Here is a 13,295-nt window from a genome sequence, read left to right as displayed (position 1 = left end):
AATGTTATTATCGGTGACCAAAGAAAACGGAACTCCCTTCATTAAGAAGAGAGTTCATCATATTTCTCTTTGGATAATAGAACTTCCCTCGGTTTGCTGCCTTCATATGGCCCGACAACGCCTCGTTCCTCCATTGCGTCAATGAGGCGGGCCGCTCTCGTATAACCGATTCTAAATCTTCTTTGCAGCATTGAAACAGATGCCGTCTGCATGCCGACGATTAATTCAACAGCTTCATCATAAAGTTCATCGGTCACCTCGGAATGGGTTTCCGTTGTCTCCTCAGGAATCATTTCCTCCTGATATTGCGCTTTCTGCTGCGTAATCACATGGTCGACGATCTTCTCCACTTCGTCATCCGACAAAAATGCTCCCTGTACACGAACAGGTTTATTAGCCCCGACAGGCAAAAACAGCATATCGCCGCGGCCTAGCAGCTTCTCAGCACCACCCATGTCAAGAATCGTCCTTGAATCCGTCTGTGAAGATACGCTAAACGCGATTCGTGACGGAATATTCGCTTTAATAACCCCAGTGATAACGTCAACCGACGGCCGCTGTGTTGCAATAATGAGGTGGATGCCGGCAGCACGCGCCATTTGAGACAACCTTGTAATTGAATCTTCCACATCAGATGAAGCGACCATCATGAGGTCGGCAAGCTCGTCCACAATGACTACGATATAGGGCAGCTCCGGCTGCTTCGCTTCTTCTTCATTGTTAAAGCGTTTTATATAATCATTGTATCCTTCAATATTTCTTGTACCTGTATGAGAAAATAATTCGTAACGCCGCTCCATTTCATTGACAACCTTTTTCAATGCCTGTGACGCTTTTTTCGGATCGGTTACGACTGGTGCAAGCAGATGCGGAATCCCGTTGTAAACATTCAGCTCTACCATTTTAGGATCGATCATCATCATTTTCACTTCATGCGGTTTCGCGCGCATCAAAATACTCGTAATAATGCCATTGACACAAACACTCTTCCCGCTTCCGGTTGCGCCTGCGACTAAAAGGTGAGGCATCTTGTTTAACTCCGCCAGTACAGCTTCACCTGAAATATTGCGGCCGAGTCCGATTAGCAGCTTTGCATCAGGCCTGTCATTCAATTTAGACTCCAGCACTTCCTTCAGCGATACCATCGCCACTTCTGCGTTCGGAACCTCAATTCCAATCGCTGATTTCCCTGGTATAGGCGCCTCTATCCTGATATCCTTCGCAGCAAGTGCAAGCGCTAAATCATCACTTAAATTAACAATTTTGCTAACCTTCACTCCGACATCAGGATATACCTCATATTTTGTTACCGCCGGACCGAGATGAACCTGCGTGACTTTCGCCTTTACCCCAAAGCTTTGGAAGGTGCGTTCGAGCTTTCTTGCATTTTCATAAATATTCTTTTTGTCAGCCTGCTGGCCGGTATGCTTTGGATCGGCCAGTAAATCCAGTGACGGCATTTCGTAATCTTTATTTTCAAGCTCCGTAAAGGTCATTGCGGGAGCGGAAACAGCCTCTTGGTCACCTGTCTCCGTTTGGATGTCCCGAAGCGGCTCTGATACAGGTTCAGCGCGTTGTTCTACGACTGAAGAATCTTCATCTTCGTTACGATCTGAAAAGCTTGAGATAATCGGCTCTGAATGAATGAGAGGCGATACCGTTTCCGTTTCCGGGTCCTCCTCATCATCAGAAGGCTCTTGTTCCATTTGCTGTTTATTGCGGACCCGCTTTTGCTTTTTGCTAGGAGCTTTTGTTTTTTTCGATGACTTCATATTTGTTTTGACGGATTTCATATCATCAATAAATGCAAACCATTGCTCTTTTATAAAGCGGCCAATCGGGCTCATCCACTTTTTCAGCGTTTCTTGAAGAGATCGTCCCGTGACTAAAATCATTCCGATTAAAATCATGACAATCGCCATAATCTGAGAACCGGTTGACGCAAATAAAAAGTGTGAAGCCGCAAACAGCAACGCTCCGATCATCCCTCCGCCTAAATCAGGTGAAGCGGAGCTGCCATTCATATCCATCAAAAACAATTCCCACGTGTTGCGCACCACGCTTGCGGACTCTATCGACCCCTTGTGCGTCAAGTTTTTAAACAGCTGCACGTGAGAAAGCAGCAATATGCTTGCGATAATACAATACAATCCGGCCTTTCGTCTCGTTAATAGGCTTGGCGTTTTCTTCTTCCAAAACAGCGAGACTCCTAAGACCAATAAGCCTAACAAGCATAAAATAAACCATTCTCCAGCAAAAAAGCGGAACAAATAGATAAAGGTTTGCCCGACTACCCCCAACTGCAGAATCGCGATAATGGAAATGGCGATACACAGCAATCCGTTTAGTTCGTATTTTATATTGAGCTGTTTCGCCTGTTTTTTTCTTGATTTTCGTTTTTTCTTTGCCACACTCATCACCTTACTGCGTTAAAAAATGTAAGTTCATACATAATGAAGAAAGCAGCCGTTTACAGGCTGCGTTTTTTCTGTAGGATTCCCCTATTATAGCATATTTTGCCCTTGAAAAAGGGTTGGAATCTTATACGTTTAATTTCAGCTTTTGTCCCGGAGAAATGTCTGGGTGCAGAAAATGCATTGGATTTGTGCTCATGATTTGAATGACTTCCGCTTCATTGCCTTTCATCTCGACAAGAAGCGGCACACCTTTATACTCAATCTGCTCGTGTATGTTTGTCTCTTGGTTCTGTTCTGCAAACACAATTTCCTGCGGCATCACGGTATACAGTATCATTGAATCATCCGTCCTTCTTCTTCTCTTGCTTCCTCAATGAGCTCATTCAGTTTATTGATCGCCTGCCCGACACCGCCTGCGTGATCGATTAATCCGTATTCAACTGCATCCTTTCCCACAACATTTGTTCCGATGTCGCGTGTTAAATTTCCTTTTGAAAACATCAGCTCTTTAAACTTCTCTTCGGTTATATTGGAATGGCTAGTCACAAAATTAACAACTCTTTCTTGCATTTTGTCCAGGTATTCAAACGTTTGCGGCACGCCGATTACCAATCCGGTCAGCCGAACCGGATGAATGGTCATTGTTGCTGTTTCAGCGATATAGCTGTAATCACAGGATACGGCAATCGGAACGCCGATGGAATGTCCTCCGCCAAGCACAATGGAAACGGTCGGTTTTGATAAAGATGCGAGCATTTCTGCTATAGCAAGACCCGCTTCAACATCTCCTCCGACAGTATTTAATATAATCAGCAGGCCTTCAATTTTTGGATTCTGTTCAATTGCGACAATCTGCGGGATCACATGCTCATATTTGGTTGTTTTGTTTTGCGGAGGAAGCTGAACATGGCCTTCTATTTGTCCGATAATGGTCAGACAATGAATATTTGTATCTTGAGGCAGCTGGGGGAGCGCCGTTTCACCAAGCTGCTGTATTTTATTCATAATACTGTCCTTCGCATCATTTTTTTCAGGACGCTCTTCTTCTGTGTTTTCCATACGATGATCCATTCGCTTTTCACCCTTTCCGAGTTTCTCTTTGTATTATGAACAAAGTCACTACATTCAATCCCCGGTTTACAAGGCAAAAAATAAAGACCGGAGCAGCTCCGGTCTTTCGTCTGACATTATACTTCCATAATAATTGGGATGATCATCGGTTTACGTTTCGTTTTTTCATATAGGAATTGGTTCAAAGCATCCCGCATCGCTTGCTTCAGCGTTGACCATTCAACATTTGATGTTTCAGTCGCTTCTGTCACGATGGAACGGACAAGTTCAGTAGCCTGTACGATAAGGCCTTCAGACTCTCTTACATAAACAAAACCGCGTGTGATAATTTCTGGTCCTGATACAAGATGTTTCTTTTGTTTATCAAGTGTAATGACAACGATTAAGATTCCGTCCTGTGAAAGCAAGCGGCGGTCTCTCAGTACGATGTTTCCGATATCGCCGACACCTAAACCATCAATTAAAACATTGCCATACGGAACTTTATCCCCAATTTTTACGTTCTGGCCGCGAAATTCAACGACGTCTCCTTTTTCAATTAAGAAGATGTCACTGCGCTTCATGCCGGTTTCTTCAGCGATTTTCGAATGAGCTTTTTGCATTCTGTATTCACCGTTTACAGGAATTAAATAGGTTGGTTTAAGCAGATTGATCATCAGCTTTAACTCTTCTTGTGAGCCGTGGCCAGAAACATGGACACGCTTTTGGGCAAAGATGACTTGCGCTCCGGCTCTCGCAAGAAGATCTACTGTTTTCGAATAAATGAGTTCCTGTCCAGGGATTGGTGTGGACGCAATGACAACGGTATCCCCTTCTTCAATATTCAGCTGTTTGTGAGCCTTGTTTGCCATTCTTGTCAGGGCAGCTAACGGTTCACCTTGGCTGCCGGCAGTAATAATGGCCACTTCACGCTTCGGATATTTTTTAACATCCTGCACAGAAATAAACAATTCATCATCCGCTTCAATATAGCCGAGCTTTCTTGCCAGCTGCAAGATAGATTGAAGATTTTTTCCGGCGATGGCAATCTTTCTTCCATTTTGAGACGCTGCATGAATGACTTGCTGGATCCGGTTAATATTAGATGCGAAAACAGCAACAATGACCCGGTTCTCTGAATTATACAGCGCGTCCGAAATTTCTCCGCTGACAGCTGCTTCCGAAGGTGTATGTCCCGGACGTTCCGCATTTGCACTGTCAGATAGCAGGGCGAGCACGCCGCTATTTCCGATCTTGGCGATTTCGCCAATGTCGCAGATTTGATTAAGTGCAGGTGTTTGGTCAAATTTGAAGTCGCCCGTGCATACAATAGATCCAAGTGATGTTTTAAAACTCACACCTACTGAATCAGGGATGCTGTGAATTGTTCTAAAGAACGATACTTTAGTCGATTCAAATGTAATGACAGATTTGGAGTGAATTTCTCTTAAATCAGATTTTCGGTTATGTCCGTATTGTTTTAACTTTTCTCTTAATAGCGCAAGCGTCAGTTTTGTTCCATACACTGGAACGGACAGCTTGTTTAATAAGTAAAAAACGCCGCCGATATTTTCATCATGCCCATGTGTTAAAAAGATGGCCTTGACGCGGTCAGCCCGTTCAATCAAATATGATATGTCAGGAATCACTACATCAATACCGAGCATTTCGTTTTCTGGATGCATAAGGCCGGCATCAACGACAAATATGTCTGAGTCAATTTCGATGACATAAAGGTTCTTCCCAATTTCTCCGACACCGCCAAGGGCGATAATTCTAACGTTTTCTGTATTTTTCTTTTTCAAAATCTATATCCTCCTAGTCTCATACCCGTCCATCATCACTTGTTCCTATTATAACTGAAAGTAAATTTAGAAAACAAGATAAAGCAGAAGGTTTAGGGAAAACCAATATGTATAAGAAACGGTCAAACTCAGCTAAATGTGAGAATGACCGCGTTTGTTCCACTGTATGAATTTTTCTTACAGTTCGCTGATCGTGCTGCTTAAGCTCAGCCGTTCATCTTCGCTTAGCGGAATAAGAGGAAGCCGCACTGATCCGACATCAAGGCCTCTCAGCTGAAGCGCTGTTTTGACAGGAGCCGGGTTAGGCGCTTTAAACAGTTCCTTCATAATCGGCAGCAGTTTCTGATGGATCAGTGCCGCATTAGCTGTTTGCCCATTCGTATAATTTTTGATCATTTGCTGCATATCAGAGCCTGCAATATGGCTCGCGACTGACACCACTCCTCTTCCTCCGACTGAGAGAATAGGAAGCGTCAAGGCGTCATCCCCTGAATAGACAGAAAAGTCTTCCGGCGTTTCCGCAACAATCTTCGTAATCGCTTCGAGGTCTCCGCTCGCTTCTTTAATCGCAACAACATTCGGAATGTCTGACGCCAAACGAATCGTCGTTTCCGGAGCGAGGGAAGCGACTGTGCGGCCCGGCACATTATACAGCATGACAGGAAGAGACGTTTCTGCCGCAATTGCTTTAAAATGCTGGTACATCCCTTCTTGAGAAGGTTTATTGTAATACGGCGTAACGAGCATGACCGCGTCAACGCCAGCTTCTTCAGCTTTTTTTGTCAGCTTAATGGAATCTTTCGTGTTGTTGCTTCCAGTACCCGCGATAACCGGCACCCGTCCGTTTACTTCTTTTACCGTATATTCAAAAAGCGCAATTTTTTCTTCAGTGGAAAGGGTTGGCGACTCCCCAGTTGTTCCCGCCACTACTAAAGAATCCGTTCCGTTTTTTAACAAGTAATCAATCAGTGTAGACAGTTTTTGAAAGTCTACGTTCCCTTTATTGTCAAAGGGTGTAATCATCGCTGTAGACACATTTCCGAAATTCATTTTATTCACCTCATCATGATTCAATCACATTTACTTGGAAAGTTCAAACACTTCATGCAAAGCGTTTACAGCAGGAACTAAATCGGCTTCATGGACAAGCACCCATATCGTCGTATGGCTGTCAGCCGATTGAAGAATCGGAATTTCTTTATCTGAAAGAGCCGAAACAATTTTTGACGTGACACCAGGAACACCCATAATGCCAGCTCCGACTGCCGATACCTTCGCGCAATTTCTCGTAACCATCGGATCATAGCCCATATCCATTAAAATGCGCTGAGCTGTTTCTGTTTTATTCCCGGCCACCGTATATACGATTTCACTAGGTGTAATGTTGAAGAAATCGACACTGATTCCCGCATTCGCCATCGCCTTGAACACTTCAGTCTGAACGTTATACTGGCCGATTTTCGCTGGCACTTTGAACTGCGTGACATCTTTGACATGGGCAATTCCCGTAATCAGCCTTTCAAAAACATCGCTTCCGACTTTGGAAGAGTGATGTGATGTCACCAGTGTGCCTTTATCTTTTGAATAAGTCGAACGGACGCGGATCGGAACCTTGGCCTGCATCGCAATCTCCACGGCCCGCGGATGAATGACCTTTGCCCCTTGATACGCCAGGTTGCAAATTTCCGTATACGTCACGACAGGAAGCGGTTTCGCATTTTCTACTACTCTTGGGTCAGCAGTCATCACACCTTCTACATCGGTGAAAATATCGATGTATTCCGCGTCAACCGCTGCGCCGAGTGCGGCTGCGGACGTATCGCTGCCCCCTCTGCCGATCGTAGTTGTATCACCCTTTTCAGTTGCGCCCTGGAACCCTGCGACGACTACAGCGTCATGATTCGCGAGCACACTGAATAAACGCTCCGGTCTCATTTCAAGGATTTTTGCATTGGTATGCTGATCATTCGTTAAAAAGCCAGCCTGAGCCCCTGTCAGCGCAGCTGCATTCACACCGCTATCAAGCAGCATGCTTGTAAAGACGACAGAGGAGATGGTTTCTCCGCATGATAAAAGCAAATCCTGCTCTCTCGGAGAAATCGCTGACTGATCGCCGTAAAGCAGCCCAAGCAAAGAATCCGTTGCGTATGGGTCTCCTTTCCGGCCCATCGCTGAAACGACAACGACAACCTTATATCCTTCACTGATTGCTTCTTTAATATGCTCTAAAGCCAGTTTCCGGCCTTTATCATCTTTTACAGATGTTCCGCCGAACTTTTGAACAATTATCTTCACTGTTTTCACTCCAAATTATTCGGACGTAACAGAAGAGAGCAGGCTGATACGCCTTACTCTCTTCTATTCGTCTTTGGGAAATTCAATCTTTTATACGAGGTTTAGTTTTTTCAGGCTTTCTGCAATCTGAACAGAGTTCCATGCCGCGCCTTTTAACAGGTTATCAGAAACAACCCATAAATGAAAACCGTTTGCTCTGTCCAAGTCTTTGCGAACGCGGCCAACAAACACATCATTTTTGCCGACGGCATCAGCAGGCATCGGATAAAGCTGTTGGCTTGGGTCGTCCTGAAGCGTCACGCCCGGAGCGTCTTTTAAAAGATTTTTAATATCTTCAACCGTAGCGTCATCACGGTCTACCTCGATGTAGACGGACTCTGAGTGCCCAGTTTGAATTGGCAGTCTCACACATGTAGCCGCTACTTGAAGGTCAGGCATGTGCATGATTTTTTTCGTTTCATTTATCATTTTCATTTCCTCAAACGTATAGCCGTTATCTTGGAATTTATCAATTTGCGGAATCGCGTTGAAGGCGATTTGATAGTGCTTTTTGTCACCTTTTACAGGCATGATCGCAGGCTCAATTTCTTCTTGGTCTAAAATCGCCTGTGTTTGGCTGTAAAGCTCTTTTACAGCTTCATTTCCTGCTCCTGATACCGCCTGGTACGTTGATACGATGACTTTGTTTAAACCGTATGCTTTGCGGATTGGTTCAAGGGCCGCAACCATTTGGATTGTAGAGCAGTTCGGATTGGCAATGATGCCGTTGTGTTCACGCAAGTCTGCCTCGTTCACTTCAGGCACAACAAGCGGTGTATTTTCGTCCATACGGAACGCACTCGTATTATCGATACAGATAGCGCCGCGTTTTACAGCTTCTGGTGCCAATGCCTGTGATACGCTTCCACCGGCGCTGAACAAAGCAATATTTATCCCTTCAAAGCTCTCAGGAGTAGCTTCCTGAACAGTCAGCTCTTCGCCTTTAAACGTGACTTTTGTCCCCGCAGAGCGTTTTGAAGATAGCAATGTAAGTGTGTCCATTTCAAAGTTTCTGTCTTCAAGTGTTTTCAGCATTTGTTGTCCTACAGCCCCTGTCGCTCCGACAACAGCTACGTGTAAACCTCTTCCCATCTGTAAAACTCCTTCCGCCAATCAGCCTCATTGAATTGATTTGACTATGATTTTACGTTTTATTTTACCATAGAATATGCGGGTGATGACCGAATTTTTTAGTTTGGGTAAGATTTTCTGTAAATTTAGTCATTTCCCTGATAATTCTCAACCAGGACCGGCTGAAGCTGTTGATGCATAAGCGCCTTTTCAATGGTTTGCGGAAGCAGGTCCATTTTGGCTACCATTGAATTCGGTTTTTGAAATGGATCATCTTGCCCAAATGGAATAAAAAAGATGTTTTTTGTTGACATGAGCCTCATTAAGTTTGTTCCGTTTAAACCGAGAGCATCATTTGTCGAGATGCCAAGAACGACCGGCCGATTGTTCCGGATTGTCGCTTTTGCCGCCATCAGCACCGGACTGTCTGTCATGGCATTTGCAAACTTGCTCATTGAGTTTCCGGTTAAGGGAGCAATGACCATGCAGTCAAGGGGCAGCTTCGGTCCAAGGGGCTCAGCCTTTACAATCGAATCGATGGCCTCATATCCGGTCAGGTCTTCTATTTTACGAACCCATTCCGCTCCTTCGCCAAATCGGGTATTTGTGGATTTTACATTAAACGTGACAACCGGCCGGACTTCCGCCCCTTCGTTGACCAGCGCCTCGATTTGCGGAAAAACCGCTTCATATGTGCAGTGTGATCCCGTGAGTCCAAACCCGATTCTTTTTCCTTTTAATGACGACATGCTTATTTCCCCTCCTCAGCTTGTATGTCAGCCAATAGCTTGCTCAAGACGTTCGCGAGGATTTGCCCAGCTGTTTTAGGAGCGACAATTCCTGGAAGACCAGGGGCAAGAAGTGCTTTAATTCCCTGTTTTTCGGCATATTTGAAATCCGTGCCTCCGGGACGTGAGGCCAGATCCAATATTAAGGTTTTTGGTGTCATGCTAGAAAGCACCTTTTGATTTAAAATCATACTCGGTATTGTATTAATACAAATATCTATATCTTTCACATGTTCTTTCAGCTCATCGGTATGAAAAGGAACGAGTCCCATTTCAGTAATACGCGCCAGATGCGCTGAACTTCTTGCCCCCACTTTTACGTTCGCTCCGAGCGCGGCAAATGTACGGGCAATCGTCATCCCGGTGCGCCCCAGGCCGAGAACGGCCACCTGAGATCCGTGTATCGTATAATCCGTGTGCTGAATAGCCAGCATAATCGTTCCTTCTACTGTCGGAATAGAATTGTATATCGCAATGTCATCCCGCTCAAACAGCTTAACAAGTTTTCTGTTTGCTTGAGCTGCAATGCTTTCTAAATAGGCGTTAGAAATTCCTGAAAAAATGATGCAGTGTGCAGGCGTTTTGTCGAGATGCTCCTGTTTTAACACAACCTCTTCATTCGAAAATACAGTCGATACGACACCTTCTCCTGTTGTTGCTGATACTGGGAGAATAACACTGTCAATTTGCTGAAAAGGAATTTCATCAATATAGCATTTTACTGCTCCAGTAAAACCGTGATCCAATTGGTCAAAACCAACAAGATAAATATCAGCCTGCTGTTCAGTGAGCTTTCTTATAATTTCGAGCTGTCTTGCGTCACCGCCGATAACTGCAATTTTCAATCCGGTTAACATGTTAAACGTTCACCTTCTTTGTATATACTGGATCTCTAGTTGTTAAGCTCCCCTTCATCTTATGATGGAAAGGAAGGACCGGTGAATTAAAACGCGCTTTTTTCACACAAAAAAACACCGGCTGCCGAAGCCGGTGTTTCATCAGTTTACTTTAGGGCGCGCTCTACATTCTTTTGGGCTTTTTCATTCACTCTTGCCGAGGAGATATTTCCTCAGGTACGTCTAATATAATCATATCGGAGCCGATTTTTTGAATATGATGCCAGGGGACACGAATGCCATGGCCTTGTTTTCTCAAACCAAACCACTTAACTGTCGGAATGAGAAGTGCCGTAATCTGTCCATCCTGTTCATTAATTTCTAAATCTGTCTGGCCTAGCACTCCCAGCCGTTCAGCTCTCTTGATGTCTACAATTTCCTTCCCTGATAATTCACTGAGCCTCATGTCTGTCACCCCCTTGTACTATGTATGATTAAAAGGGGGAAAAAATGCCCGCTCCGTTAAACGGCAGGCATTTCAGTTGTTGACAAGATCCTCAAACCCTTTTAGTTTTAGGGTTGCATTTTTTCAGCGTGATTGAAAATGGAGAACTAGGAAAGGCGCATTGGAGCGGAGCAAATGTTCTCATTCGTGAGCGCCGCGCGCAGACAACGAATGCGAGGATTTATCCATTTGCTGAAAAGCCTGCTCCGTTATGGTGCAGGCTTTTCCTTGTTAAGACGGTATATTGCCGGAAGGGCTGATGAGCGCCAATGCATAGTCTTCAGTAAATAACTGTCTGGCAAGGCCGTTGACCCGCTCTAAGTTCACGGCGTTTAATTCCTTGATGATTTCATCTAATGTTTTATGTTTGCCAAGCAGCAGTTCATTTTTCCCATTTCGGCTCATTTTGCTGTTTGTGCTTTCTAAGCTCAACATCAAGCTTCCTTTCATTTGCTCTTTGCTGTTTTCCAGCTCTTTCGAGGTAATCCCCTCGCGTTTTAATGTGGCAAGGGTTTCTTGAATGGTTTCTGACAGCTGATGAAGCTGATTTGCACCGGTCCCGCCGTAAATGGTAAGCATTCCGCTGTCCTCATAAGAGCTGTGATAGCTGTAAACAGAATAAGCGAGCCCTTTATCTTCGCGGACATCTTGAAACAGCCGGCTGCTCATGCTGCCTCCGAGCACATTATTCAGGACGATTAAATCATAAATGCTCTCATGGCCAACCTCTAGGCCTTTAAAACCAAGGCATAAATGAGCCTGCTCTGTTTCTTTTTTTCTCGTCAGTTTTTCCGTGTAGAACTCAGGCATCGCAAGGCCTGTCGCTTTGCCTTTCGCTTCGTATGATCCGAACCATTTTTCTACATCTTTGATAAAGCTTTCAGATATATTGCCCGCTACCGAAATCACCACTCGGTCCGGTGTATAATAATCATGCATGTATTGTCTGAGAGAATCACCGTTGAAGGAATCAAGCGTTTCTTCTGTGCCTAGAATCGGATAGCCTAAAGAATGATTGCCGTAAGTGGCTTTGCTCAGTAAATCATGCACAATATCGTCCGGCGCATCTTCGTACATTTTAATCTCTTCATATACTACATTTTTTTCTTTTTTCAGCTCGTTTTCATCAAACGTTGAATGAAAGAACATATCTGCTAATACGTCCAGCGCGTAATTCGCATGCTCGTCAAGCACTTTTGCATAGTAGCATGTATATTCCTTTGAGGTAAACGCATTGACCTGACCGCCAATACGATCAAAAGATTCTGCTATCTCACGTGCAGATCTTGTGCTCGTCCCTTTAAAGAACATATGCTCTAAAAAGTGAGAAATCCCGTTTATCTCCGGTGTTTCATGCCGCGAACCTGTGCCGATCCACACGCCAATCGCAACAGAACGGACTGTCGGGTTATTTTCCAGCACAACTCTTACACCATTTTGACACGTATATCGTTTAATCAAATTTGTTCCTCCTATTCAAAGACAAGCTGCCTGCAACTGTTACTTCAACAGTCTTGTTTCATCCATTAGTTCGGTGACTGTTCCAAGCGCGTATCCTTTATCTTTTATCTTTGTAATCAGCGCTTCAAGACTTTCCGCCGTAGGGTCAGTCGGATGCATTAAAATCATGGCACCATTATGTATCTTGCTTAACACTCTCGTTTGAAGTACAGACGGAGCCGGTTTTTGCCAATCGATCGTATCAACTGTCCACATGACTGTTCCCATCTGTTTCTCAGCTGCAATGTCGACGACCGCTTTTCGAAAACTTCCGCTCGGCGGAGCAAACCACTTCGGCTTAACACCGATCGTTTTATCTATTTGCTTATTTGTCTTGTCGAGCTGTTCGGAAATTCTTTCTGTAGTCAGTTTGCTCATATCCGGATGATTGTATGAATGATTTCCTATCTCATGTCCATCTTCCGCAATCTTCTTAGCGAGCTGTTCATTTTTCCTCACCCAATTGCCTTCTAAAAAGAACGTAGCCTTGACCTGATGCTTTTGCAAAATAGGGAGCATTTTTTCTAAACACTCATTTCCCCATGCCACATTGATTAAAAAAGACACCATCGGTTTGTCTGGATTTCCTTTATAAATAGGCTCAGGCTGAAGAGACTCAAGATGAACAGTTGGTTTTACTTGGCTGTACACTAGATCGCTTTCCCGAAACTCGCCTTGCTTTTTCATTTTTTTATATGATTTTTCAATATTGACCTTTAACCCATTGTAACCGGGTATACTTTTCCAAACCTTATCGATTCTGGCATCCTGGGGCTTCACTTCGTACTCAGGCGCTTTTTGAAGCAATTCTTCATATAACGGGTCTTTGGATGCCGTGACAGTCACCGTATCTTTTTTCATTGCCCCTATATAATCAAGTGTATACGGATTTTTCATCATCTCAAATGAAACAAAAAACAGAAATAGAAACACGGCAAACGGCACAAATTTTTTGTACATGTTCTGTCCCCCCTCACCTCACATTATGA

The 13,295-nt window shown here is 44.3% G+C and carries 12 protein-coding genes; all 12 read right to left on the bottom strand.

All coding sequences use genetic code 11. The features are described from left to right. Positions 1 to 41: 41 nt before the first annotated feature. The 12 genes from spoIIIE to M1D98_RS08815 all read right to left on the bottom strand — a co-directional run bounded on the left by spoIIIE (position 42) and on the right by M1D98_RS08815 (position 13,266). Positions 42 to 2,411: a DNA translocase SpoIIIE gene (gene spoIIIE, locus M1D98_RS08870; protein ID WP_435576671.1), complete on the bottom strand. Its 2,370-nt coding sequence runs from the start codon at positions 2,409 to 2,411 to the stop codon at positions 42 to 44. 130 nt (positions 2,412 to 2,541) lie between these two features. Continuing rightward, positions 2,542 to 2,754: a TepA modulator TepJ gene (gene tepJ / locus M1D98_RS08865; protein ID WP_039073997.1), complete on the bottom strand. Its 213-nt coding sequence runs from the start codon at positions 2,752 to 2,754 to the stop codon at positions 2,542 to 2,544. Then, positions 2,751 to 3,488 (bottom strand): translocation-enhancing protein TepA, encoded by a 738-nt coding sequence (gene tepA / locus M1D98_RS08860; protein ID WP_010327991.1) that lies wholly within the window; start codon positions 3,486 to 3,488, stop codon positions 2,751 to 2,753. The genes tepJ and tepA overlap by 4 nt, the downstream gene beginning before the upstream one ends. A gap of 116 nt (positions 3,489 to 3,604) precedes the next feature. Next, on the bottom strand, positions 3,605 to 5,272 hold the full coding sequence (gene rnjB / locus M1D98_RS08855; protein ID WP_010327992.1) for a ribonuclease J2: 1,668 nt from the start codon (positions 5,270 to 5,272) through the stop codon (positions 3,605 to 3,607). Positions 5,273 to 5,449: 177 nt separating this feature from the next. Continuing rightward, a complete protein-coding gene (gene dapA, locus M1D98_RS08850; RefSeq protein WP_010327993.1) occupies positions 5,450 to 6,322 on the bottom strand; it encodes a 4-hydroxy-tetrahydrodipicolinate synthase in 873 nt (290 codons plus the stop codon). A gap of 30 nt (positions 6,323 to 6,352) precedes the next feature. Next, positions 6,353 to 7,567: an aspartate kinase gene (dapG, locus tag M1D98_RS08845; RefSeq protein ID WP_121642587.1), complete on the bottom strand. Its 1,215-nt coding sequence runs from the start codon at positions 7,565 to 7,567 to the stop codon at positions 6,353 to 6,355. Between the two features lie 90 nt (positions 7,568 to 7,657). After that, a complete protein-coding gene (gene asd / locus M1D98_RS08840; RefSeq protein WP_010327995.1) occupies positions 7,658 to 8,698 on the bottom strand; it encodes an aspartate-semialdehyde dehydrogenase in 1,041 nt (346 codons plus the stop codon). A 125-nt stretch (positions 8,699 to 8,823) separates the two neighbouring features. Then, a complete protein-coding gene (gene dpaB / locus M1D98_RS08835; RefSeq protein WP_121642586.1) occupies positions 8,824 to 9,426 on the bottom strand; it encodes a dipicolinate synthase subunit B in 603 nt (200 codons plus the stop codon). A gap of 2 nt (positions 9,427 to 9,428) precedes the next feature. Then, on the bottom strand, positions 9,429 to 10,322 hold the full coding sequence (dpaA, locus tag M1D98_RS08830; protein WP_121642585.1) for a dipicolinic acid synthetase subunit A: 894 nt from the start codon (positions 10,320 to 10,322) through the stop codon (positions 9,429 to 9,431). Between the two features lie 187 nt (positions 10,323 to 10,509). Continuing rightward, entirely contained in the window at positions 10,510 to 10,767 is a 258-nt protein-coding gene (locus M1D98_RS08825) for a YlmC/YmxH family sporulation protein (RefSeq protein ID WP_010327998.1), read from the bottom strand. Between the two features lie 270 nt (positions 10,768 to 11,037). Then, a complete protein-coding gene (locus tag M1D98_RS08820) occupies positions 11,038 to 12,267 on the bottom strand; it encodes a M16 family metallopeptidase (protein ID WP_010327999.1) in 1,230 nt (409 codons plus the stop codon). A 39-nt stretch (positions 12,268 to 12,306) separates the two neighbouring features. After that, positions 12,307 to 13,266 carry a polysaccharide deacetylase family protein gene (locus tag M1D98_RS08815; RefSeq protein WP_435576672.1) on the bottom strand — a complete coding sequence of 320 codons (960 nt, stop codon included), beginning with the start codon at positions 13,264 to 13,266 and terminating at the stop codon, positions 12,307 to 12,309. Positions 13,267 to 13,295: the final 29 nt, after the last annotated feature.

It is taken from the genome of Bacillus sp. K7 (assembly GCF_053903245.1).
Note: the sequence above shows the minus strand (reverse complement) of the source record. Positions and strands in the feature narration are given on the sequence as shown.

What these genes read in the sequence shown, in the direction of transcription:
- tepJ (WP_039073997.1), bottom strand. Translation starts at nt 2,754, where the DNA reads ATGATACTGTATACCGTGATGCCGCAGGAAATTGTGTTTGCAGAACAG.
- tepA (WP_010327991.1), bottom strand. Translation starts at nt 3,488, where the DNA reads ATGGATCATCGTATGGAAAACACAGAAGAAGAGCGTCCTGAAAAAAAT.
- dapA (WP_010327993.1), bottom strand. Translation starts at nt 6,322, where the DNA reads ATGAATTTCGGAAATGTGTCTACAGCGATGATTACACCCTTTGACAAT.
- asd (WP_010327995.1), bottom strand. Translation starts at nt 8,698, where the DNA reads ATGGGAAGAGGTTTACACGTAGCTGTTGTCGGAGCGACAGGGGCTGTA.
- dpaB (WP_121642586.1), bottom strand. Translation starts at nt 9,426, where the DNA reads ATGTCGTCATTAAAAGGAAAAAGAATCGGGTTTGGACTCACGGGATCA.
- dpaA (WP_121642585.1), bottom strand. Translation starts at nt 10,322, where the DNA reads ATGTTAACCGGATTGAAAATTGCAGTTATCGGCGGTGACGCAAGACAG.
- M1D98_RS08825 (WP_010327998.1), bottom strand. Translation starts at nt 10,767, where the DNA reads ATGAGGCTCAGTGAATTATCAGGGAAGGAAATTGTAGACATCAAGAGA.
- M1D98_RS08815 (WP_435576672.1), bottom strand. Translation starts at nt 13,266, where the DNA reads ATGTACAAAAAATTTGTGCCGTTTGCCGTGTTTCTATTTCTGTTTTTT.